This window comes from Pseudomonas sp. PSPC3-2, assembly GCF_049897085.1.
GTDB classification, from domain to species: domain Bacteria; phylum Pseudomonadota; class Gammaproteobacteria; order Pseudomonadales; family Pseudomonadaceae; genus Aquipseudomonas; species Aquipseudomonas paraveronii.
On the sequence record NZ_JAFCVO010000002.1, the window covers coordinates 139,106 to 163,247 of the forward strand.

The 24,142-nt window shown below is 59.4% G+C and carries 18 protein-coding genes and 1 pseudogene; 1 reads left to right on the forward strand and 18 read right to left on the reverse strand.

Annotated features, from left to right (window positions below):
- Positions 1–11: 11 nt before the first annotated feature.
- The 9 genes from ACP7CJ_RS05560 to tssA form a co-directional block, all read right to left on the reverse strand.
- Complete coding sequence (locus tag ACP7CJ_RS05560) at positions 12–2,612, reverse strand: type VI secretion system Vgr family protein (RefSeq protein ID WP_426099791.1); 2,601 nt, start codon at positions 2,610–2,612, stop codon at positions 12–14.
- A gap of 36 nt (positions 2,613–2,648) precedes the next feature.
- Positions 2,649–5,381 (reverse strand): type VI secretion system ATPase TssH, encoded by a 2,733-nt coding sequence (gene tssH, locus ACP7CJ_RS05565; protein ID WP_426099792.1) that lies wholly within the window; start codon positions 5,379–5,381, stop codon positions 2,649–2,651.
- Positions 5,382–6,389 (reverse strand): type VI secretion system baseplate subunit TssG, encoded by a 1,008-nt coding sequence (gene tssG, locus ACP7CJ_RS05570; RefSeq protein WP_426099793.1) that lies wholly within the window; start codon positions 6,387–6,389, stop codon positions 5,382–5,384.
- Positions 6,353–8,068 (reverse strand): type VI secretion system baseplate subunit TssF, encoded by a 1,716-nt coding sequence (gene tssF, locus ACP7CJ_RS05575; protein WP_426099794.1) that lies wholly within the window; start codon positions 8,066–8,068, stop codon positions 6,353–6,355. Before tssF ends, tssG begins: the two co-directional genes overlap by 37 nt.
- 3 nt (positions 8,069–8,071) lie before the next feature.
- Complete coding sequence (gene tssE, locus ACP7CJ_RS05580) at positions 8,072–8,491, reverse strand: type VI secretion system baseplate subunit TssE (protein ID WP_247397922.1); 420 nt, start codon at positions 8,489–8,491, stop codon at positions 8,072–8,074.
- 70 nt (positions 8,492–8,561) lie between these two features.
- Positions 8,562–9,050 carry an Hcp family type VI secretion system effector gene (locus tag ACP7CJ_RS05585; RefSeq protein WP_020291465.1) on the reverse strand — a complete coding sequence of 163 codons (489 nt, stop codon included), beginning with the start codon at positions 9,048–9,050 and terminating at the stop codon, positions 8,562–8,564.
- Between the two features lie 159 nt (positions 9,051–9,209).
- Positions 9,210–10,694 carry a type VI secretion system contractile sheath large subunit gene (gene tssC, locus ACP7CJ_RS05590; RefSeq protein ID WP_276193000.1) on the reverse strand — a complete coding sequence of 495 codons (1,485 nt, stop codon included), beginning with the start codon at positions 10,692–10,694 and terminating at the stop codon, positions 9,210–9,212.
- A gap of 3 nt (positions 10,695–10,697) precedes the next feature.
- A complete protein-coding gene (tssB, locus tag ACP7CJ_RS05595) occupies positions 10,698–11,195 on the reverse strand; it encodes a type VI secretion system contractile sheath small subunit (RefSeq protein ID WP_247397917.1) in 498 nt (165 codons plus the stop codon).
- Positions 11,196–11,293: 98 nt separating this feature from the next.
- A complete protein-coding gene (tssA, locus tag ACP7CJ_RS05600) occupies positions 11,294–12,850 on the reverse strand; it encodes a type VI secretion system protein TssA (RefSeq protein ID WP_426099795.1) in 1,557 nt (518 codons plus the stop codon).
- Positions 12,851–13,488: 638 nt separating this feature from the next.
- Between tssA and ACP7CJ_RS05605 the strand changes: the two genes are divergently transcribed.
- On the forward strand, positions 13,489–14,544 hold the full coding sequence (locus ACP7CJ_RS05605) for a helix-turn-helix domain-containing protein (RefSeq protein WP_276193003.1): 1,056 nt from the start codon (positions 13,489–13,491) through the stop codon (positions 14,542–14,544).
- Here ACP7CJ_RS05605 and ACP7CJ_RS05610 read toward each other — a convergent pair.
- The 9 genes and pseudogenes from ACP7CJ_RS05610 to ACP7CJ_RS05650 form a co-directional block, all read right to left on the reverse strand.
- Entirely contained in the window at positions 14,538–15,815 is a 1,278-nt protein-coding gene (locus tag ACP7CJ_RS05610; RefSeq protein ID WP_426099796.1) for an MFS transporter, read from the reverse strand. The genes ACP7CJ_RS05605 and ACP7CJ_RS05610 overlap by 7 nt on opposite strands.
- A 281-nt stretch (positions 15,816–16,096) precedes the next feature.
- Positions 16,097–17,167 carry a protein-glutamate methylesterase/protein-glutamine glutaminase gene (locus ACP7CJ_RS05615; protein ID WP_276193007.1) on the reverse strand — a complete coding sequence of 357 codons (1,071 nt, stop codon included), beginning with the start codon at positions 17,165–17,167 and terminating at the stop codon, positions 16,097–16,099.
- Complete coding sequence (locus ACP7CJ_RS05620; RefSeq protein ID WP_276193008.1) at positions 17,164–17,676, reverse strand: chemotaxis protein CheD; 513 nt, start codon at positions 17,674–17,676, stop codon at positions 17,164–17,166. The genes ACP7CJ_RS05615 and ACP7CJ_RS05620 overlap by 4 nt, the downstream gene beginning before the upstream one ends.
- Entirely contained in the window at positions 17,660–18,472 is an 813-nt protein-coding gene (locus ACP7CJ_RS05625; protein ID WP_426099797.1) for a CheR family methyltransferase, read from the reverse strand. Before ACP7CJ_RS05625 ends, ACP7CJ_RS05620 begins: the two co-directional genes overlap by 17 nt.
- On the reverse strand, positions 18,469–18,990 hold the full coding sequence (locus ACP7CJ_RS05630) for a chemotaxis protein CheW (RefSeq protein WP_276193010.1): 522 nt from the start codon (positions 18,988–18,990) through the stop codon (positions 18,469–18,471). The genes ACP7CJ_RS05625 and ACP7CJ_RS05630 overlap by 4 nt, the downstream gene beginning before the upstream one ends.
- Positions 18,991–19,051: 61 nt before the next feature.
- Positions 19,052–19,558 (reverse strand): chemotaxis protein CheW, encoded by a 507-nt coding sequence (locus tag ACP7CJ_RS05635; protein ID WP_276193012.1) that lies wholly within the window; start codon positions 19,556–19,558, stop codon positions 19,052–19,054.
- Positions 19,559–19,561: 3 nt separating this feature from the next.
- The gene (locus ACP7CJ_RS05640; protein ID WP_426099898.1) at positions 19,562–20,704 is read right to left on the reverse strand and encodes a methyl-accepting chemotaxis protein; all 1,143 of its coding nucleotides are present in this window, start codon (positions 20,702–20,704) and stop codon (positions 19,562–19,564) included.
- Positions 20,681–22,006 (reverse strand): annotated as a pseudogene (locus ACP7CJ_RS05645) (MCP four helix bundle domain-containing protein); the annotation flags it as partial. The pseudogene ACP7CJ_RS05645 and the gene ACP7CJ_RS05640, both read right to left, overlap by 24 nt.
- On the reverse strand, positions 22,003–24,141 hold the full coding sequence (locus ACP7CJ_RS05650; RefSeq protein WP_276193013.1) for a chemotaxis protein CheA: 2,139 nt from the start codon (positions 24,139–24,141) through the stop codon (positions 22,003–22,005). The gene ACP7CJ_RS05650 and the pseudogene ACP7CJ_RS05645, both read right to left, overlap by 4 nt.
- Position 24,142: the final 1 nt, after the last annotated feature.

A 24,142-nucleotide genomic window follows, 5' to 3' on the forward strand; every position in this document is an offset into this window, starting at 1 on the left:
ACTGTCGCCGGTCAAACCGCAGGCGCGTCGCCAGCGCCGCCAGCAGCGACGTCACCGACGGCCTCGGCCGCAACCACACTGGCAGCACCCACAGCAACCTGAGCTTCGACATCGACCTTATTGAGGGCGGCTTCGATAATGATTTTTTTCAACTCTACCGAGGCTCTGGTTTTTAACCCTTGGATCGCCACACTCGGAATAAACGGGTCAGGCTTGTTAATTGAACTATCTACCATCCGCTCCCCTATCTGAGCCCCGCCCCCCACATAAATACTGTCAACAACAGACAGTGCCTTACCCATTAAGACGTCTCCGGAAACATGCAGATCGCCATCGATATGAACAATCCCACCGGACTTGATAACCACGCCATCGTTGGTCAATACGATAGTATTGGCGCCCACCGTAATCTCATGAGAATTGCTGGATAAATGCATGAAATAGGCAGACTTCTCCAGTTTAACCTTACTTATATCGGAGCCGACGACAACCGATTTTTCGCTATACGTTAGTTTGTCTTTTTTGGCCTTTGCCTTATCAATAATAATATCGCCATTGACAACCTTTATAGGAAACCACTGGTAGGCGACTGAGACAATCCCTACCTTGACACTCACATCCACGCCATTGAGTGCAACACTGACGTTCAAGCCAGTCGCTGCAACAGCGGCCTTAACCCCTGTTAAGTTTGCTGACAAATCAAGTGCTGTAATCGTTTTTTTGGTCCGATGACTTAGCCAGTCGTAAATGCCTGTAGCCGCCATTGCACCGGGAACAAAATCTTTAGCATCCAGGGAAACGTTCTGGCCAACGGTGAAGTTGCTGCTCAGCAGCTCTTCTTTAGAGCCATGGGCCACAAGTGGTTTCGGTGCACTCCCTCCACCAATAGATAGCGTATATACACCCGGTATCTCATGTTTATAAGAACTGGACGCCAACTGCATATGCTTGTCCGTGCGCAAATGCGCCCCACTGACATCGCCCTCGCCCAAGGTAAAACTGCAACCGGTAGACGCCCCCATCTTCATCATCGGCCCGGACGGGCTGTCTTCCATCGCAAACAAATGCCCACCGGGGGTGCTCAAGCCGCTTTGGGTCGCGTTATCGCCGGTGACCACATTAGGATTCTCGGAGTTGGGCACGCTACCGGTAATCACCGGGCGGTCCGGATCGCCGCCCAAGAACGAAACCAGCACTTCCGTGCCTTTGAGCAGCGGGAAATTCATGCCGTGGCTCGAACCACTGGACAGCGTGGCCATACGCAACCAGGCCGAACCGCGCGTTGCATTCTTCTCGCCGCGAATGAACGGGAAACTCACTCTGTAGCAACCATGCTCATTGAGCAGCGGCCGACCGGTATCTTCATCACCGTCCACTACCGCACTGAGCACGCCCTGCACATAAGGCCGGGGGGTCACGCAGGGTGCGCGGAACTGCACCTCGCCGGGCAAGGCGATAAACCGCGTGTTGATCCCCTGCCCCGGTCCTTCCCCCTCCGACCCCAGGCCCGGCAACGGCTGATAACCGTCATGGTGAACTTCAATAACCAGATAACCGGCATTGAATAGCGGGCGCGGGTGGCCGACTAACAGCATCGGATAACCGGCGCGCAACCCCGTGGCTCGACCGCTGCCATGAAACTCCCGCTGACGGCAACCGATGGCCTGGGCGCGGCGATTGGCCAACCATTGCCCCTGTTCGAGCGAACCGAAGTGCTCGCCATACAACCCTTGCCCGCCGATAAATACAGACGAACCAGAGACGGCCTCTCGTTGTTCAGTCGAGGCATCTGCGCCAAGGCTGGCAGTTGCCACCGAAGCGTTGACCTCTAACTTCAACTGCGCGTTGCTCGCGGAAAAGTCCTGGAGCGTGACCCCCGCCGCTTGCCGGACGAGTTTGCGCTCGAAGGTACGCGCTACCGCCAGGACCCGACCTACATCCAGTTCCGAATCTTGACGACGATAGGTCAGCAGACTGGGGAGTTGCGGCTGGTACAGTCGGTCGCCACAGAACACCAGCGCCTCGCCGTCAGGCCCCTGTTCAAAGAAGTAATACACGCCGAAATATTCAAGAAGACGTGAAATAAAGGCGAAACTGGTTTCTTCGAACTGGCAGGTAAACGTCGCCTGAGTCAGCGGATCATCGGCCAGCGGCAGGCGAATATCGAAGTCATACGCCGAACCGGGCAACCCGTTCATCCCCGGACCTTCGACAGTCAGGTCGGCCAACTTGAGCACGTCGCGAATCAATTCCGGCAGACTTTTGTCGAGCCAGATTTCGGAAAAACGGAAATGACGCAACTGTACAAAGCGTGGTTCCAGCACCACGCGGTAGTAGAAATACAGGGAATCGGCGTCGAGATAATCCACCTCTGTGACCACGCCCTGATAGGGATGCGGTTGCCCCAACGCATCGCTCAGGGTCAATACCGCTCGGTTGCCCAGCAGTGCTTCGTCGTCGAACAACGGATTGATCGTGGCCAGCCGAACCTCGAAGCGATAGGGCTGAGAGAGCTTTTCCTCGCCCTGCCACTGCTGCACCCATAATGTTTCGAGCAGCAGCGAGGGTGCCAGGCTGGCGAAAGTGCAGAGCGCGTGATCATTGAGAGCCATCAATCAATCCTTGTTCTTCAAACGGTAAACGAGCGGTCACTCTAGGGGTTCAAGCAGCGCTTCACGCTCGGGTAAAGACCTGATCGCATCGACTTCTTGCGCGGTAATGACCCACTCGCCGCGCGCATCCACCGCCACATGCAACCCAGCCAGCGGACGCTGATCGGCAATCGCCCCCAGCAACACGTCAGACAAACGCGGTGTCAGGCTTTTGCGCAGGATGAAATCGATATTGCGCGCCCCGCTCTCCACTTCCGTGCAGCGCGCGGCGATGGCGTCGGCGACCTCGTCTGCAAACGTCAAACGGACTTTCGACGAAGCCAGCAGGCGCTCGCTGAGCCGGCCCAGCTTGAGGCGCACGATGCCCGCCAGTTGCTCGCCACCCAGGGTGAAGAACGGCACGATGGTCATGCGCGCCAGCAGCGCCGGTTTGAAATGCCGGGACAGGGTCGGACGGATCTTTTCCGCCAGGGTGTCCGGATCGGGACGCCCGTCGACGCACAGGTTCTGGATCTCTTCGGTGGCCAGGTTGCTGGTCAGCAACACCACGGTGTTGGAAAAATCGATCTGCCGCCCTTCGCCGTCGGACAGGCTGCCCTTGTCGAAGACCTGATAGAAAATGTTCACCACGTCCAGGTGGGCTTTCTCCACTTCATCGAGCAGCACCACCGAATACGGACGCTTGCGCACCGCCTCGGTCAACATGCCGCCCTCGCCGAAGCCAACATAACCGGCGGGCGAGCCCACCAAGCGGCTGACGGTGTGCTTCTCCTGGTACTCGCTCATGTTCACCGAGATCATCGCCTGCTCGCCGCCGAACAAATGTTCGGCCACGGCCAGGGCGGTTTCGGTCTTGCCGACACCCGAGGGCCCGACCAGCAGGAATACGCCCAACGGCTGTTGCGGATCGCGCAGGCCGGATTGCGCGGCCTTGAGGATTTCTGCGATCTGCTCGACGGCGGTGTCCTGCCCGCGAATGCGCAGCTTGAGGTTGTCGGCCAGGGCCAATACGCCGCCCGCCGCATCGCGCAGCACTTTGCCCAGCGGCACGCCGGTCCAGTCGGAGACGACCTGGGCAATCGCATCGGGGCTGACTTCGGTGAACAGCAGCGGCGCGTCGCCTTGCAGCGCGGCCAGGGTTTCACGGGCCTGATCCAGCTCGGCCTGGCGTTCTTCCAGCGAGGCCAGTACCTGCGCAACCTCGCCTTCGGCCGGAACCGGCAGATCCTGTGCTTGCAGGGTCAGTTGCTTGCGTGCTTCAAGGACGCGCAGCGCCGCGTCACGCTCGGCCAGCCAGCGGACTTCCAGCGCAGCACGACGTTCGTCGATGTCGGCCTGTTCGTCGGCGATATCGGTCAGGCGCTGGTCTTCCACGGGGAAACCATTGCCACGGTCGCGCTCCAGGGCGCTCTGTTCACGCGCCAGGCCGGACAACTGCCGCTCCATGCGCTCCAACTCGGCAGGCTTGATGCCCAGGCCAATGCGTACCCGGGCGCTGGCGGTGTCGAGCAAGTCCACGGCCTTGTCCGGCAGCAAACGTCCGGTAATGTAGCGATCCGACAATTCGGCGGCGGCAACGATAGCGTCATCACGCACGCTGACCCCGTGGACTTTTTCGTAGTGGCCCTTGAGCCCGCGCAAGATCAACACCGCGGTTTTAACGCTCGGCTCGTCCAGTTTGACCAGTTGGAAACGGCGCGCCAGGGCCGGGTCTTTCTCGAAGTACTTCTTGTACTCCGACCAGGTCGTGGCAGCGATGGTGCGCAGCTCGCCACGGGCCAACGCGGGTTTGAGCAGGTTGGCCGCATCCGAGCCTCCCGCCGCGCCGCCGGCGCCGATCAGCATGTGCGCTTCATCGATGAACAGGATCACCGGCGTGGTGGACGCCTTGATCTCTTCGATGACGCCCCGCAGGCGGTTTTCGAACTCGCCCTTGACGCTGGCGCCTGCTTCCAGCGCACCGAGATCCAGGCTGAGCAGGCGTGTGTTTTTGAGGAAGTCGGGGACTTCATTCTGGCTGATCAACAACGCCAACCCCTCTACCACGGCGGACTTGCCCACACCTGGTTCGCCCACCGCGATGGGGTTGTTTTTACGCCGCCGGGCGAGGATGTCGATCATCTGGCGAATCTCATCATCGCGCCCGAAAATCGGGTCGATGCGCCCCGCCACTGCCTTGGCGGTCAGGTCCTCGCAAAAGCGCGCGATATTGTCTTCGGCAGCGGGCGCAACACCGCCAGCACTGCCCAGCGAAGCGGAGGCCGTGCCGGTCTGCAGGCTGTCCAGCGGACCTTCACTGGAGCCGCCCAACAGCTGAGCAAACTCTGCCGTCAGGGCATCGGTGGAAATCGGCTTGAGCAGTTCGCCATAACGGGTGCCGGCGGTGTAGTAACCCAGGCGCGATACCAGCGCCAGCAACAGCGAGCCGCCACGAATCCGCCCGGTGCCGACCACCAGCGAGGCAATCAGCCAGGCGTCCTGAATCCACTCAGTGAGCAGGCCGGCGAACACCGGCCGCCCGGGGTTGCCGTTTTTCAGTTGCGCCAGGCCCTCATCCAGCAACGCACGCAGACGCATCGGATCGATCTCGAATCGAGCGAGGATGCGCGTCGTATCGGCATCCGGATCTTCCAGCAACTGGCGCAGCAGGTGCTCCAGGGAAATCTCGTAGTGAGCGCGCGCCAGGGTCTGGCCCGCCGCGTTCTCCAGGGCCTTGGTGCTGTACACATTGAGCCGTGCGAACAGCGGTTTGAGTTCTACCTGAATCATCTAGCGAGCCCTCTCTTCGAGCATTGGTCCGTGTTCGGCCGTCAGCATGAATACAACATCGTCCTGTGTGTCACCGTCGCCCAGCCAGGTATCCAGGCCCAGCCGCTGCCAGCCGCCCCCCAGCGAAGCGCACTGTTGCTTATCTGCCGCAAGCCGCATGACCAGTCGGCTGCGTAGCGGTGTCTGCAGATACAATCCCACCAACCGTTCAAGCTTTTGATACAGCGCTTGCCCCGGCAATAACCCGTGAAAAGCCGCGGTACTCAGTGACGTCAGGCGGATATCCAGCGTGCCGCTGCGGTCCATGACTTCACGACCGAGCAGGCTGTTTTCGCCCAACACACCGCACTGCATGCCCAGGTAAGTGCGCGCCGCACGGTCGACGCGCAGACGCGTCTCGACACACGGCACGACTTCCACCGCGACATCACCGAGCACGGCCTTGACCAGTTGCTGCAGACCCAGGGCCGAGCGCGGGTACTGGTTGAACAACCCGGCATACCGCAGCAAATCGTTGGATTGATCGCGCTGCTCCGGACGCGCTTCCGCAATGCCGATCAGCGCCTGCAGCTGGCGCAGGCTCTTGACGTCGCGCCGCTCGGTAATGTCGATCCAGATCCGGTGTTTTTCCCAGGCGCGGAACAGCAACGGATAGAGCGAGGCATGCAGGATGTCGAGAAAGTCACGTCCCGCTGAGTGGCCCAGCAGTTGCTCGTCGATCAGGTCTTCGGTGTAAAACGTCGGCAACGGCGAGGTGACGCCATACAGACCGAAAAAGTTCGCCTCGATCCGATAGCGACCGTCTCCGTCCTGCTCGATCCCCTCGATATCCCGCAGCGGAAACCCAAGCCCCAGACGCGGCCGGACCCGCACGTTGTCGACGAAGCCTTTTTCGCTCGGGAAACGTAACCGCAACAGGCGCAAGGCCTGGAAAAACCCGAACTCGCCGCCGTCATCGAGCAGCGGATCGATCACAACAGGCGTTGGTGCCCGATCTTCGCTGGCCATTTCAAGGTCTCGTGGTTGACGCTGTCGAACAGCGTGAAAGCGGTAAAGCTGTTGATGGCCGTACAGCCGGCGAAAAACTCATCGAGCACACAACCGAACAGGTAGAAATTGCCGGGGCTGAGAAAATAGTCGCCCCGGCACTCGACCCGGACCTCACTGCCTTCGATCGGCAGCCCACGAATAAAGCGCCGCTCGTGACTGACGGTGACGTTTTCGATGGCATCGATGCGGCGCTGGTTGGCGTCCTGGGCACCTTCGCCGACACTCGGCAAATACAGCGCGAGCAGGCCGCGCAGGTAGTCGCGATCGGCCAGGCGGAAGTGGTTGGCATTGAGCTGCGAGAGCATGCGCCACAGCAACTTGTCGTCGAACTTGGGCGGCTGGCACGGGGTAATGCCACGGATGCTCTTGAACTCGACCCTGGGCGGTGTGTTGTCGGTAGGCTGGTTCAAATCCCCCAGGCGCAGGCTTTCCGGCAACTTGCCATTGGTGCAGAGCAAGCCGATGGACAAGGTCATCTCGCCCGGCACTTTGCCTTCGCTGTAGGGCAGGCTCAGATAGTGGTCATAGCCTTGGGCATCGATGCTCGAGGCGCGGATGCGCAGGTTATACATGTCGCGCTGCGAGAAGGTATTGAACGGTTCTAGCAGCCGCTCGCCGCCTGCGGCGGAATAAGCACTGACCTTGAGCACCGAATGAATCCGCATGCTCATGCGCTGGCCATGGTCGGCAGGCTGGATGCGATAGTCGACTTGCTTGTGGTCGATGCGCAGCGGGTGCGCGTCCTGGGCGAACAGATTGATCGCTGGCGTCACCCCCAGCAAAAAGCTGTTGGCCGACAGATTCGGTGCCCAGTCCGGCAGGTTTTCGAACATCAGGCGCACGCTGAAACGCCCGTCGGCGCCTCTCGCTCGCCATTGTTTGAACCCGCAAAGCTCGATAAACAGGAATTTCTCGGGCAGCGCGAAGTATTCCTGCAGGCAACGATAGGCCGGGTGCGCGGTATCGGGAAACGGCAGCAAGGTGTTGCTCGCATCGAATCCCAGGCCACGCAAATGGCTGGCCGGCAGGATGGTCATGGGCTGCTCTTGGGCGCAGATACGAATCTCACGCAGGTTGAGCTGCAGCAGACGCAACAACTTGGAGCCATCGGCCAGGCCATCACCCAGATAGAAACGCAGGCTGTCGGCCAGCCAGCTATTGGGATCGGCGGTGGTAAAAGCGAAGTCCAGAACCAGGCTGCGCTCTTCACCGGCGGCGCCGTCCCAGCGGCTACCGAGCAATTGCAACGGCTCCAGATCGACCGCCGCGGTGCTGCGAAAGCGCACGCGCTGGCCATCGACCGGCACCGAGGCAATTTCGCATCCGGGCTCGATACGCGAGACCTCCTGCAATGCCCCACGCGGCTGAAATTGCAGCAGCGTCAGGCAGGGCAAGGGTTGCAGGTAATGGGGATAGAGCAGCTGCGCCAACTCTTGAATGAACTCGGGAAACTCGTCATCCAACCGTTGGCGAACCATCCCGGTAAGAAACGCCACGCCTTCGAGCAAGCGCTCGACATCCGGGTCATTGGCCGAGTCCACCCCCAGCAGCGGCGCCAGGGCCGGGTTGCGGCGAGCAAACTCATCGGCCAGACGTCGCAGTTGGTTGAGTTCATTTTGATAATGGCTGTTGAGCATGACTTAGTGCATCGCCAGGGACACGCGACCGTCCGAAGACACCCGCGTTGCCAGGTGAATGGGAATGTCCCGATCATCGATCGACACCACGCCTTCAAGACTGAAACTCAGCGACAACACTTCCTGGGCGCCTTCGGCGACCAGGATGCGCGGCGATTTCAAGCGAGGCTCGTAGCGGGCGATCATGCGAGTCATGTTCTCGATTATTTGCGTGGTCTCGCCGGTCGCAAACGAACCGGCCAGATTGGTGAAGTCGGGTACGCCAAACTCGGCGTCGATAGGCACGCTGCCGCGCCGGGTATTCAAAATGCGTTGCAGATGCTGGACGATCGACTGCGTCAACACTTCCGCCTGGGTCAGGTGCGTGCGACCGGTTTCGACCTGCAGGCTTGTGATGCGCTCCAGCAATCGTTTTTCTCTCAACGCGGTGTACCTTCTGCGATAGCAAGAACGCCGCCCTGGAACAGGGCGGCATTGAACAGTCGAGCCTGGCTTACGCTTTTGGCGCCAACCACGAGTCTTCGGCTTCGATACCGTCCGGAACCCAGGTCCAGACGATTTTTTCGTAGGTGATGCCGATGTCTTCCATATGGCCCATTTGCTTGAACTCAGGGTTCAATACGTTTGGCACCCAGGTGTGGGCCGAAACGAGCACGGCATTGCTCAGGGTGATGGTGTAGTACTTTTCTTCGGTGCCTTTAGGCGAGATCCGATAGAACTCCAGCACAACAGACTTGAGCTGCTCGCCGGAAGTCAGGGCTTGCAGCAACTTTGGAGAGGACTTGTCGATTTCTTTGGTCAGGGTCATGCCCTGGTGAACACGCTTACCAGCAGGCAGGCCGGTCTGCGGATTCTTCGGAATATCGATCAGGTGTTCGACGGCCTGAACAAGGATCATTCCTTCATGACCGGTAACGGTGCTGGAACCTTCGATCTTGCCTTGGTTCTGGCCTTCGATACTCAAGTAGCATGGCATTGGCATAACGTGTACTCCGGGGTTAATCAGTTAGTTTTCAGGCATCGATCAAAGCCTCTGGCCCTGTCTCGCTGCGTTGAATCCATCTTATGGAAACGCCGAGGCAATGACCCTCGGGTGAACACCTGAATGGGCAACGGCTGCGTTGCCCATTCGCGCTTCCGATCAGCTCTTGTCGAGCTTGCCCACCAGCGACAGCGTGAAAGACGCGCCCATGTACTTGAAGTGCGGGCGAACTTTCAAACCGACGCGGTACCAGCCTGGATCCCCTTCGACGTCGCTGACGGTAATGTCCGCCTGACGCAGTGGACGACGGCTGCGCACACCGGCCGCGGGGTTATCCATATCGGCCACGTACTGGCGAATCCAGGTGTTGAGTTCTGACTCCAGGTCGCCGCGCTCTTTCCAGGTACCGATGTTTTCGCGCTGGATGACCTTGATGTAATGGGCCAGGCGACTGACTACAAAGATGTACGGCAGTTGGGTGCCCAGTTTGTAATTCAGCTCGGCTTCCTTGCCTTCTTTGTCATTACCGAAGAACTTGGGCTTCTGGCACGAGTTGGCGGAGAAGAACGCCGCGTTGTCGGTGTTCTTGCGCATGGTCAGTGCGATAAACCCCTGCTCGGCCAGCTCGAACTCGCGGCGCTCGGAAATCAGCACTTCGGTCGGGATCTTGGTCTGGGTTTCACCCATGGCCTCGTAGTTGTAGATCGGCAAATCACCGACGGTGCCGCCACCCTGTGGGCCAATCACGTTGGCGCACCAACGGTACTGGGCAAAGCTGTCGGACAGGCGACTGGCGAAGGCAAACGCGGCGTTGCCCCATAGGAAGTCCTGGTTACCACCCCCGACGTTTTCGTTGTAGCGGAACGTCTTGGCGGGAATCGTGTCTTCGCCATACGGCGTGCGCAGCAGGAAGTGCGGCAACGTCAGGCCAACGAAACGCGCGTCGTCGCTTTCGCGAAAGGCGTTCCATTTGGTGAACTGCGGGCCCTCGAAGACGGCTTGCAGATCCTTGAGGTTGGGCAGGTCGGCAAAGCTGTCGATGCCGAAGAACTGCGGTCCGGCCGAGGCGATGAAGGGCGTGTGAGACATCGCCGAAATGGCCGCGACCGATTGCAGCAACTTCATGTCCTGCGGGCCCGGGTTGAACTCGTAGTTACCAATGATCGAGCCGAACGGCTGGCCACCGAACTGGCCGAACTCTGCGGTGTACACCGCCTTGTACAGACCCGAACGGGTGATCTCCGGCGCATCCTCGAAATCTTCGAGCAGCTTCTCTTTGGAAACGCTGAGGATTTCCAGCTTGTTGTTCTCGCGAAAATCCGTGCGGTCGACCAAAAACTTCAGCGAGCGCCAGGACGATTCCAGCTTCTGAAATTGCTGGTGGTGAATGATCGCGTCGACTTGCCGACACAGCTTGGCATCCAGCGTGGCGATCATGTCGTCGATCAATCCGGCGCTGACCTTCTCGGACTGCCGGGCAGGCTCAAGCAGCTCGGCGACAAAGGCTTCGAGGCCCTGACGGGTGACGGCATACGCCTCGTCGCCCGGCTTGACGCGAGTCGCTTCCACCAACTGATCCAACAGGGAAACCGACTCGACCGCCTGGCCGGTGGCGTTCGCTGCCTGACTCTTTTCTTCGCTCATGGGTTATTCCTTGTCCTTTACGCCGAGTTCCGAGAGCAAACGCTCGCGGGCACCGTCATCGTTCATCAGGGCCTGAAGCTGCTTGCGAAATTCCGGCAAATTGCCCATCGGCCCTTTCAAGGCCTTGAGCGAATCACGCAGGGCGATCAGCTGCTGCAACTCGGGAACCTGGGCCACGATGGCATCCGGCTCAAAATCGCGAATGGACTGGAAGGTCAGCGATACCGGGAGCTGCTCGTCCTCTGGCGCGTTTTCCGCCAGACGATTGGGTACCGCCAGCTGCAGGCTCAGGTTCTGGCCCTTGAGCACATCGGTGAAGTTGTCTTTGTCGACGCGGATCGGTTTGAGGTCTTCAACCGGCGTATCGTCTTCACGCAAGGTGAAATCGCCGATCACCAGTTGCTTGAGCGGCAGCTCGACCTGTTCCTGCGCGCCGCCGGTGTCAGAGCTGTAAACAATATTGACGCGCTCTTTAGGCGCGACCGAACCTTCACTAGCCATTAAATCTCACTCCTGTTTACCGGACTCGCTCAACGCAGCCGTTAGAAAACTCATGGCATGGATATGCACACGCCTGCCAGGTATTGCCTGTTGCTCATTCAACTTGCCGGCTCGCTGGCCAAACGCCAGAAAGCCGGCAAATCCATTGCTGCCAACTGTTGCCCCCACAACGCTCTCGAACCGCCGTCTTCATGCGCCAGGGCCAACTCCAATAACGGCCGGACCAGATCCGGCTCCCAACGATCGAGGCCCTGCTCCGTCGCTTCCTGGAGCAATACATCCACGGCCACACGCAACTGCGCGCGAGGGTCGAAACGCTGTAGCAAATGGCATTGGGCGGCGCGCAGGCGAAACCGCTCGCGGCCGCTGCCAGCCTCTCGCACGGCAGCCTGCAACCGCGCCAACGCTTCGTTCAAACGGCCTTGCGCGGCATCACGCCCGACCTCGTCGATCAGCGTCTGCAGCCCATCCGTGGCGCCGCTGCTCGTCGCCGGTGCCAAACCTTCGAGCCAACTGCGGGTTGCGCCATCGGCGAACGGTTGGCCGTCGGCGAATGTCAGCTCGACCAGCGACGGCAAGCGCGCCAGAAAATGCCGGGTTTCCAGGGCCAGGCTGGCGGCACCGGCCATCGCCGCCGAACCCAGTCGTGAGAGCGCGGCATGACTGGCCCGATTGAGGTCCAGCCAAAAGGGATAACTCGTCAACCGACCTTCGCAAAAGCGCACGATGTCCAGCGGCTCGCCAGCGCTTTGCAAGCGACTGAAACCTTCGAGTTCCGCGTCCGAAGGCGGCGGCAGGCGCGTCGTGTAGCCTTGCGCAGGAGGTGCTTGCTCCAGGGTCGTCCAGGCTAATTGGCGATTGAGGCGAAACAGCAACGGCAAGGTCGCTCGAGACTCCAGACAGAACCCCACCAGCGGCGCAAGCGAAGCAAACACGCTATTGACCGCGCTCTCGATGGCCTCATCGCTCTCAAGACGGCCCAATGACTGAACCGGCGCGAGGACCAGGGGCGGCACAGGGGCCGAGGGGGCATGCGCAACCGGCGTCGGGATCGCGGTAGGCGCATCGACTGCCGGCAGCACCGCCTCTGACGCAACGGCTGTCGGCTCGGCACTCGCTTGCACCGGCAGCTGCGATAGACGACGACGCAACGCAAAAAAGCTTGGGCCATCGGCGTCACGATCGCGCCAATGGCTATCGATAGCGTCCCAGTCTTCGAGCAACTGCGCCAATTGTTCTCCGGGCACCGCTTCGAAGCTGCCTTCAAGCTTCACTGCGAGCCACTCGAGCATCCACTCGGCCTGGTTGCGCCGGGCACGCAATCGCGCCGGCGGCGGGGTCAGGGTCTCCCAATACAGCTCAAGCATTTCGCGCACTATATGCACGCCGGTCGCCAGGCCGGAAACGCCTTGCAGGGTGGTCCAGGCACATAACAACCAGACCGCTGCATTAAAATCCTTGCCCTCTTCTCGAAGCACTTTTACACAGGCATCGGCGACTTTCTGCCAATCCACTCCGGACTCGGCGTGGATATTGTTCAATTTATCCACTTCAATTTGCGCGAGCGAAAAAGCCGCGCCTTCCCGCGGGTTGGCGCCAGCAGGCTGCGTCAAATTGATCGCAAACGAACCTACTTCCCAGTCGGCGCAACTCATCCGTTACTCCTTACTTCAATAGGTTGTTTGATACATCGTTGCCGCGTAAAAACTGGCTGCCGCTGCGCGGTTGATTGCTGCAGCGGTCACGATCTTCATTGATTGATCCAAGACCTGAGATTCCGCCAGTCAGTGCTGCAATCCTCTAGGCCGAAGCCTCGATCGTTGAGCTGCCGGACAAGCATGTGTCAGCCAAGACGTCGGGGCCATCGGGTGAACACCTGAAGTACTCACCGGTTGAAAGTGCCCTTTCAGATCATCGCGCCGAAAATAACAAGGCCAATACCGAGCGGACTTTGCTTGAGAAACAAGCACACGCGTTTACAGCGTGCGAAGCCCATAAACGCTGTTAAATTCGAATTCGTATCAATCTATCAAGCGCGCTGCAGATGGCTTGACCCTGCGTTGCAACTTTTCAACTATTTTCAGGCGCCCTGCCGCGGTCTTGCCGGCGCCTGAAAGTACGCAACAAGTTGGATACAAAGAGGGATTGTCATTACTTTCGGGAAAAAACCGGCTATAAGGAGAACGACACCCCATTCTGACGGGCTGCCGGTAGGCAGCGTGGACATATAGTGGGTAGATACAACGCCTGTTCACGGGTCGATAACCTAGGCTTTCCGGGCTGTAGTGAATTCATGAACAAATCAGCTTCAGTCATATACGCCCCTAAACATTTCGCCTCCAGGCATGCCCACGATCACTTTGAGGTCAGCGCCGAGCCGGTTGCCAACCAATTGCTGGCCTGGCGTGATCGGGTCGGGCACGTCATTGACGTGCTGCCTACCTCCCAGGCAACCACCACGCACTTCAACGCGAGCATTGACCGCTACACATTGGGTGATCGGGTCTTTACCGACTGCTCGAGCGACGCCTTGTTGCTGGAGCGTTCGATTGCACGCATCTCGACCGACAAGGTCCGGGACTATGTGTTTCAGGTCTTCACCCAAGGCGCAATCGAGTCCATTCGAGGCGGGCCACAGGAACAAGGCACATCCGCCATCGCGAGCATCGTTGCCATGGACATGAACCAGCCGATCAGAATGAGCCGTGGGTGTTGCCGCGTATTGACCTTCTTTGTCGCGCGCCCGGTCGTAGAGGCGGCGCTGCCACATGCCGAGTCGATCCACGGGCGGGTCTTCGAGAATACGACGCCTATGACCCAGTTGATGATCGACCATGTCGAGGCGTTTTCAAGAAAACTGCCCGCTATGACCAGCGCCGAGGCCGCGTCGACATTCGATACTGCCGTTCAACTCATGCTCGCGGCATTTTCGAAACAGGCCAAGCTGGGTGGGCACGCGCGGGCGGCAGCGCGCAGCGCGATGTTCGATAAAGCCAGGCGTTATGTGCAAAACAACCTGTATCAACCCTGGTTGACGCCAGAGTACGTGCTGATGGCCATGCAGCTACCCCGCGCCACGCTCTACCGTCTGTTCCAGCATGAGGGTGGATTGGGTCGCTATATCCTCAACTGCCGCCTACGCGAAGCGGCAGACGAACTGGTGCGCTATCCGGACCGCCAGGTGATTGAGATCGCCTACAGCCTGGGGTTTAACAGCGCATCGGCGTTTACCCGCGCGTTTCGTCGCCGCTATGACCTGGCGCCGCAGGACCATCGCCTGATGGCGGCGCAGCGCATGGGCAAAGTTATGCCGGGTAACCGTAACGTCGCCGGCTGGATTGATCAGTGAGTCGGCGAGCGGGATGGAAACTTCACTAACGCGAACAGGCTGACCAATAGCGCACCCAGCAGATACCAGGCAGGCGCCATTGGGTTCTGGGTAATGCCGATCAACCACGTCACAAAAAACGGACAGAACGCCCCAAAGATCGTCACGCCGAAGCTGTAGACCATCGACATCCCAGTGGCACGATGATGCGCCGGAAAAGCCTCCATAATCATCACGGTGGCGACACCGTTGTTGCCCATCGCTACAGCCGAATAGACGCAGATAATCAGCAAAGAGGCCAGCTCGCCAACACCATGGGTCAAGGCGAGAAATACCGGATAAACCAGCAGGATGCTGATGATCATCGTCACGTATTGGGTGGGTTTGCGTCGCGGCAGCCGATCGGCGAGCCGGGCAAACAATGGCGCGGCGATGAACAGCACCGCACTGGAAAAGCACGCCGAGAGCAAGCTCATCTTCGGCGACATGCCTAACGTGCGGACCAGATAGGTCGGCATATAGAGCACCATCAGGTAGATGCTTGCGGTGGGGGTTGCCATCATCAAAATCCCCAACAATAGCTGGGGTCGGTGGCTTTTCAGCAAGACACGCAGCGACGGTAGCTGGATACCGCGCCGTGCTGTCTCCACCATATTGCGCCGAATGAACCACCCAAACGGCGCGATCAAAAGCCCCAGCACGAAAGGGATGCGCCAGCCCCAGGCCAACAACTGCTCGGGCGTCAGCAACGAGGTCGTTGCGGCACCGACGACAGCCCCCAACAACACTGCGGCAGCCTGGCTGGCAGAGCGCCAACTGACCAGATAGCAGCGTTGATTGCGGGCCGCCAGCTCCATCAGCACCACCGACGACACCCCGATCTCCCCTCCGGTCGCGAACCCCTGCAGCAACCGCGAGACGACCAGTAACACCGTTGCGGTGACGCCGATAGAGGCATGAGTCGGCATGAAAGCGATCAACGCGGTACCGGCTGCCATCAATAAATTGGTGACATTCAAACCGGCTTTTCGCCCTTTGCGGTCTGCAAGGTTGCCGATCACGATTGCGCCCAGCGGGCGCATCGCGAAACCGATGCCAAACGTCAGCAACGCCATCAGCAACGAGGCGAAGGAACTGTCCGATGGGAAAAAAAGTTTGCCGATGATCACGGCAGAAAAGCTGTATACCGTGAAGTCGTAGATCACCAGGCCATTGCCAATGACTGTCGCCAGTATCACTTTCTTCGATTGCCTGGAGGCGACCGGACAATCGCCAGTTTCAAATTTCGACATATAAACGCAAGTCCCGTCGAATAAATCAAAGCACGCTGGGTAGCGAACAGGTGGGCAAACAAGGCCCCTCCTGGGCACGTACCGCGCTAAGAGCCGGAGAGACTGGCTATCGGCCATGTAGCGCCGTCCTGGCGCGTGCATCCTACGGAACAATGTCAGGCTTGTATGTAACCTGTTTATAACGCAAGCACACGTGTATCCCCGGTGGCTTAGCATTTTTTACAGCCGCCCCGCGAACCTCCTCGCCTTCATTTGGCGCGCCAGGCCTACAGCCGAAACAGTCAACGACGCTGATGCATGGATTGCAGAATCGCCGCAGCAATATGCTCAAGGGGCAATTCACGCTCCACCGCCCCCAGCTTGAAGGCTTCCTTGGGCATGCCGTACACCACACACGACTCTTCATCCTGGCCGAGGGTGCGGGCACCGTTATCGTGCATCTCCTTCAGGCCACGGGCGCCATCGTCCCCCATGCCCGTCATGATGATGCCCAGCGCGTTGCCCCCGGCACTGCGGGCAACCGAGCGAAACAGCACATCCACCGACGGGCGATGTCGGCTGACGGGAGGGCCGTCGACAATTTCAACCTGGTACTGGGCACCGCTGCGCTTGAGTAACATGTGCCGGCCACCGGGTGCGATCAATGCACAACCCGGGACGACTCGGTCGCCATGCTTGGCCTCTCTGACCTCGATCTCGCACAGCCGATTGAGGCGCTCGGCAAACGCCGCAGTGAAGTGTTCGGGCATGTGCTGCACAATCACGATGCCTGGGCACACCCTGGGCAAGGCGGTCAACACCAGCTCCAGGGCTTGAGTCCCGCCCGTGGACGTACCGATGGCGACGATGTTTTCGGTGGTGCGCGCCATTGCCTGAGTGCTCGCCGGCAGTATGACGTCGGCATTCAGCTTGACGGGGGCTCGCTCCCCGGACGGCACCATACGCTTCATGTTGGCCCGGGCTGCGGCCTTGACGGCACCGGCCAGTTCATCGGAACTGTCGGTCAGAAACTGGCGCAAATTGAGTTGTGGCTTGGTCACGATACTGACCGCACCGGCAGCCAGTGCCTGCATGGTGGTGGCCGCGCCCTTCTCGGTCAACGTGGAGCAGATGACCACCGGTGTGGGGTGTTCTGCCATCAGTTTCTTGAGGAACGTAATGCCATCCATCCGTGGCATCTCGACGTCCAGCACAATGACATCCGGCCATTGCTTGTTCATTTTGTCCATGGCGAACACGGGGTCGGCCGCCGCGCCGATCACCTCAATCGCGGGGTCTTGTCCCAATGTCGCGGTCAGCACCTGACGCACCACGGCGGAATCATCAATGATCAGCACTTTGATAAGGCTCATGTCGCACGCTCTCCATGAGGGCTGCTTTGGGGTTGCGGCAGGGCCAGGTAGTTGAGCGCAATGTCGCCATTGGCGAGATCGAACACCACGGTCCGATAACCCACGCCTTCCACGTGGAAGTTTTGGCAGTGCAACTGATGTAAATCGAGCAGGTACCTGGCTTGCTCGACATTGCGTTGCCCGACGTAATGATTGTCCGGACGCACAAGCCCTGGAAACATGTTGCCACCGCCAAATACGCTGATTCTGAACTCGGCTGGCTTGGCGTTGCTCGCGTGTATTCGACCGAGCAACAATTGGAACGCCTCATCGCCGTAGCGACCATCCAGGCCACCTGAATTCGCCGCTGCGCGCTGGGGCAGCAAGTAGTGACACATGCCCCCCAACAAATGCCGCGGGTGCCAGAACAGCAAGGCCACACACGAGCCCAGCACTGTACGCAGCCGAATCGCGCCTGCACCGAAAAACCAATCGCCGGGATTAAGGAAAATCTCACGGGAGTCGGGCATGTGGCCTCCGGTAGATTGAAGGCTTGACCAGCCGCAGTTCATCGGTGACGCCATTGAGGCTCTCCGAGTGGCTCACCAGAAAGTACCCGCCGGGCTTGAGGTGGCTGACCAGCCGTTTGACGACCTGGACTTTGGTATCGCTGTCAAAATAGATCATCACGTTGCGCAGGAAGATCACGTCAAACATCCCCAGTTTGGGCAACGGATTATTCAAATTGATGGCCTGGAAATCGATCCGCGACGCCAGCGCCGGGTCGACAATGAAGCAACCGTGGTTGGCGCCGACCCCCTTGAGGCAGTATTTGTTGAGCAGTGCTTCGGGTATCCCACGTATAGCTTCCAGGGGGTAACGCCCTTCGCGGGCCTTGTCCAACACGCGGCTGCTGATGTCCGACGCCACAATCTCCCAGGGCCGGCCGGCGAGGTTGTCCGCCAGGACCATCGCCAGGGTATAGGGCTCTTCTCCGCTTGAGCAGGCGCCACTCCATACGCGCAAAGGCCCGCTGCCGCGCAGTTCGGGAAGCGCCACGTCGCGCAGGAAGTCAAAATGCTTGGGCTCGCGAAAGAAGTAGGTTTCGTTGGTGGTCAGCATGTCGACCGCCACCTGTAGTTCCGTACTGTCCTTCATCAACACCTTGTAGTAAGCGCCGTAGGTATTGAGCTTGAACACTTGCAGGCGCTTGGCGAGCCGAGCGCTCACCAACTGTTTTTTGGCATCGGACAGGCTGATGCCCGCGATTTGGTGAATGAGGGTGCGAAATTGCTGGAACTCGGCGTCGGAGAGAATCACGTTCATAACGACGTGCCCGAGGACTCAAGGCTTGCCAGCGCATCGACCTGTTCCAGGGACAACACCCGACCGATGTCCAGCAGCAGTACAAAACCGCTCTCCAGTTTGCCGATACCCAACAGAAAATCGGCCCTGACATCGGTACCGAAATTCAACGAGGGTTCGATGTCCTGCTCGGCGATTTCAAGGACTTCGCTGACCGCATCCACAATGATGCCCACCGGCTTGCGCACGGCATTGGTCTGTACCTCAAGGATCACAAAGCAGGTTTTTGAGGTCTGCACCGTGCGTTCGCCGCGAAAGCGCACGCCCAGGTCCAGTACCGGCACCGCAGCGCCTCGCAGGTTAATCACGCCGCGTATGCTGGGGGGTAACAACGGCACGCTCGTAATCGGCCCATATTCGATGATCTCTCGAACATTGAGCGTACCGACGGCGAACATCTCATTGCCCAGCTCAAAGGTGAGGTATTGGCTGGGGCTTGAGGCCGTGGAATTGCGTGGACTTTCGATGGATAGCGCCATGATTCACCTCGGATCAATTACTTTCCGGTCGCGCCTGGAGGCGCGGCCGTATGCGTCACGGTCACATCAAGCCGGCCATCTCATCGACACACAAAACATGCTCAATTTGCAGCAGCGTGACAAACTCGCCTCGCACCTTGGTCATCCCCCGGATGAAGTCGGTACGAATATGGTTGCCAAAAGCCGGGGCGGGCTTGATATCGATATCGAGTATCTCGATCACTTCACTGACCGAGTCCACCACCACGCCCAAGACCTGGGACTCGCCCTCCTTCGCCGCCTCCAGAATGACGATGCACGTTCGGTTGCCCAATACCGTCACCCCCTTGCCGAACCGCGCCTTGAGGTCTACGACCGGCACCACCGAACCGCGAAGGTTAATGACCCCTCGCAGGAACGACGGCATCATCGGCACGGTTGTCACCTGGTTGTATTCGATGATTTCACGAACACTCAGTGTGTTGACCGCATACATTTCCTGAGCAGCCAGGAAGGTCAGGTACTGCAAGGGTTCATCGACTTGCAGCGCTGGCTCACTAGTGCCTGGCGTAACGGCTGAGGCACTCATGGGTCAACTCCCGAAGCGGACGAAACCGCCCTCCGCCGAACGGCTATCCTGGTCAAACGTGGACGCCGCACGGCTGACGACGGGCATCGAGACCGCCCGCCCGGCACGCTTGCTCTGTACGGTGAAAAAGCCCATCAACTCCTGCAACTGCTCGGCCTGGCCGCTCATCTCCTCGGCCGTTGCCGCCAGCTCTTCGGATGCCGACGCGTTTTGCTGCGTCAGTTGGCTCATCTGCGACATCGCGCTGTTGATTTGCTCGGAGCCGATGGATTGCTCTTCCGAGGCGGCCGCGATTTCCTGCACCAGGTCCGATGTCTTGGCAATCGACGGCACAATCTCATCAAGCAGGTTGCCCGCCCGTTCAGCCAAGGCCACGCTGTTCTTGGCCACTTCACTGATTTCCTGCGCGGCAATCTGGCTACGCTCAGCCAATTTGCGCACTTCTGCCGCCACTACCGCGAACCCTTTGCCGTGCTCGCCGGCACGCGCCGCTTCGATCGCTGCGTTGAGCGCCAACAGATTGGTCTGGTACGCGATGGAATCGACGATGCCGATTTTTTCGGCGATGGTCTTCATCGCCGCCACAGTGTCCTTCACGGCTCGACCACCTTCGGAGGCTTCTTTGTTGGCTTTGCCTGCCATGCCGTCGGTGACCTTGGCATTTTCGGTGTTCTGGGCAATGGATGCCGACATTTGCTCCATCGACGCCGAGGTTTGCTCCACCGATGCGGCCTGTTCGGACGCCGATTGAGCCATGCTTTGGGCCGTGGCGGAGATCTCCTCAGAAGCACTGGACAGCGAGTCAGCCGAGCCACGCACTTCGCCGATGATTTCCGAGAGTTTTTCCACGGTACCGTTGACTGAGTGCTTGAGCTCCAGGAACTTGCCTTGATAGTCACCGTCGATGCTACGGGTCAGGTCGCCGCCGGACATTGCCGACAACACATCCATGGCTTCGGTAATCGGCACGATGATCGCGTCCAGCGAACCATTGATACCCAGGATGATGCGGCGGAAGTCACCCTGATGCCGTGTAACGTCAGGGCGAGTGTCCAGTTTGCCGATCAGCGCGCTGTCACTGATCTGGCGGGTGTCGTCGACGAGCGCCAGGATATTAGCCCGCAGTTGCTCGATGTTCTCGTTGATAAAGGCTTTTTTGCCGGGGAATTGCTCAAGGGGTGCCGACAGATCGCCTTCGCCGAATGAACGGATACAGGCCATGGCCTTTTTCTTCACACTGATATGGCCGCCGACCATTTCATTGATGCCCCGCCCCATATCACGGTACGAACCCGAGAAGCGATCGACGTCGATCATGACGTCAATGTCACCTTTTTCGTGCTCGCTGGACATGTGCTGCATTTCATTGATCAGCGCCAGGATATTGGTGCGCAACAACTCAATATTTTCATTGATAAAGGCTTTTTTGCCAGGGAAGCGCTCAAGCGGCGCCGACAAATCACCTTCGCCGAAGGAGCGGATACAGGCCATGGCTTTTTTCTTGACCGCGATGTGGCCGTTGACCATAGCGTTGATGCCCTGGGCCATGGAACGGTAACTGCCATGAAAGCGGCCGGCATCGATCTGTACGTCGATGTCGCCCTTATCGTGTTCACTGGACATACGGTCCATCTCCACGACCAATTCATTCAAGCTCGCCCCCAACTGCTGCATGCTCGCCATCAGGCTGGTGGTGTCACCCGCCTTGAGCGTCGCCTTGGCATTCAGCTCGCCGGCGGATAACCGTGCAGCAAAGGCTCGAACCGCCGAAGGCTCAGCACCGAGTTGGCGCATCAGGTTACGCCCCAGCAAGCTTCCCATCAGTACGGTAGCCAACAGGGTCAGGCCGCTCACCAACAGGATGATGTAGCGCGCGTTTTGCTCGGTGGCGGTGGCGAGCAATTGGCCCTTGCGCCCCAGTTCCAGGTTGTAATCACGCAGGTCGCTGATCGCCGTCAGCACCGCGTTCTGCAGTGGCTGGCTCGCCTCGATCAATGCGCGGGCCGAGGCTTGATCACCGTTGTCGATGAACTTGTCGAAATGCGCCTGCACGGTGGCAAACTCACCCAGGTGGCCGCGCAGTTGCGTCAACAGTGACGCGTCATGGTCGTCGGAGGTTAACTTGGCCTGATAATGATCCAGGGCTTTGCCAATGACACTGAAGTTCTGTGCCACGCTGTCGGCGTAACTCGGCACGAGATTTTTTTCAGGACCGTTCAAACGTTGCCATTCCAAGGCGTGAAGGTTGGTGAACGCCGCTGCGGCACGGTCGATCTCCAGCAAGCTCGGCACTGTGTTGACGTTGGCATAGCTGGCGCTCGTATTGATTTCATCGGTCAGGTAAAAACTGGTGCCACCCAACACGACAACACCCAGCACTGCCGTGAAAACCAACAACATGATATTTCTGATAACGGTCATGGCGAGGAACTCCTGATGACGCTTCATTGAGTCGATAAAGGACTTTGGATTGAGCGGTGGGTGGCGTCCTTGGCAACGAGTCCTAACAAATTGGGTATATCCAGAATCAGGGCGACAGCTCCGCTGCCTAGGATGGTGAAACCACCCAGTCCATGGGCCTCACCAAACACTTTGCCCAATGGCTTGATCACGGTTTGGAACTCCCCCTGCAAGCGATCGACCACCAAGCCGGCACGCATGCCTGCGTATTGCACAACGACCACGTTTTCGCGGTTACCTCGAGGCTCTTGCACGTCAAACATGTCCCGTAACCGCAGGATCGGCAGCACATCGCCGCGCAGGTCCAGGTAGCCGGTTTCGGCGCCCTGCCCGGGCGCCAGCTCGATGCACTCCTCCACCATGTTCAACGGAATGACATAGGAGGCCTTGCCCACCCCGATCAGAAAACCGTCGATGATTGCCAGCGTCAGCGGCAGACGAATCCGCACCGTCGTGCCCTGCCCTTCTTCACTCTCCAGACTCACGTTGCCGCGCAAAGCGGTGATATTGCGCTTGACCACGTCCATGCCCACGCCTCGGCCCGACAGGTTGCTGACCTGGTCGGCCGTGGAAAAGCCCGGCTCGAAAATCAAATTCAGAATGTCTTTATCCGCCGGTTGTTGGCCGTCACCCACTAGGCCACGCTCGCGGGCCTTGGCCAGGATTTTGTCCTTGGCCAGGCCGCCGCCGTCATCCGAGACCTCGATTACAATGCTGCCGGATTCGTGATAGGCATTCAGGCGCACCGTGCCCTGGGCAGGCTTGCCCCGTTGCAGGCGAATCGACGCGGGCTCGATGCCATGGTCCATGGCGTTTCGCACCAGATGCGTCAGCGGGTCGCCGATACGCTCGACGACCGTCTTGTCCAGCTCGGTTTCGCCACCGCCGATGTGCAGCACGATGTCCTTGCCCAGCTCTTTGGAGACGTCCCGCACCACCCGCTGGAAACGCGTGAATGTCGCGCCAATCTGCACCATACGCAGGGTCAGTGCCGAGTCACGCACCTCCTCCACCAACCGCGATAACAGACTGGTGGCTTCGATCATCTCGCCAATCCCGCTACGCACCGCCACCAGGTTGGCGCCGGCACCGGCAATGATCAGCTCGCCGACCAGGTTGATCAGTTGATCCAGCTTGGCCGCGTCGACCCGAATCAGATTGCCTTCGTTGCTCGCCGCGCTCTTGGCGGCCTTGATCAGCGGCGTGATCGAATCCTGCGGTGCCTCAAGCTCGCCGTGCGTCTCGGCCGGTGCTTGCTCGCCCTCTTGAGCGACGAGCAAGGCCTGGGATTCAGTCAATGTGCCGCAACGAACCAGCAGCTCGAGCAGCTCGGCGTTGTCTTCGGGCAACGCGTCGAGATGCGCGCGACACGCTTGGACAGTCGCTTGCGGTGCGAGGATCTGTACGAGCGCGTCATCGCGAACAAAATCAAAGGCGCCGTCGATGACCTCCCGGGAGGCGTCGCTGGCCAGCGCGAGCTCAAACCCCAGGTAGTTGGTTTCCGGGTCCATTGAGGCTATCGGTGGCAACGCCTCGAACAGGGTGACGGTATGTAGCAAACGCCCCAACGTGCTCAGGTAACGCAGGAACGCCAAGGGGTCCATGCCGTTGCGCAACACATCCGGGCCAAAGCGCAGGGACAAATGCCAGTGGCCGGGACTGTCGCCGCGGTCATCCGCCGCAGGCCTATTATGTTGAGGCGCGGGCGAAGCAGTCGGTACCGAGCCTTCCAGATACAGAGCGAGCCGCTCACCCAGGCGTTGGCCCTGGACCTGCAACGGTTCGTCCAATCGATCAAGGTTGCCATCTTCGGCCAGCAGGTCGATCAATTGGCCAATATGGTCACGGGCGTCGAGAAACAGCGCACTCAACGCCTCGTCGACGCGCACTTCCAGGCTGCGGACCCGATCCAGGACGCTTTCGGCGACATGGGTGAACTCAACGATGGGCATCAAGCCAAACAAGCCGGCCGAGCCTTTGATGGTGTGGGCCACACGGAACAGGCCGTTGATGGTATCCAGGTCCTGCGGCGACTTCTCGATCTGCAGCAGCGCATCTTCCATTTGCAACAAAAGCTCGCGACTCTCCGCAATGAAGGTCTGCAGCACGTCATCCATGTTCATA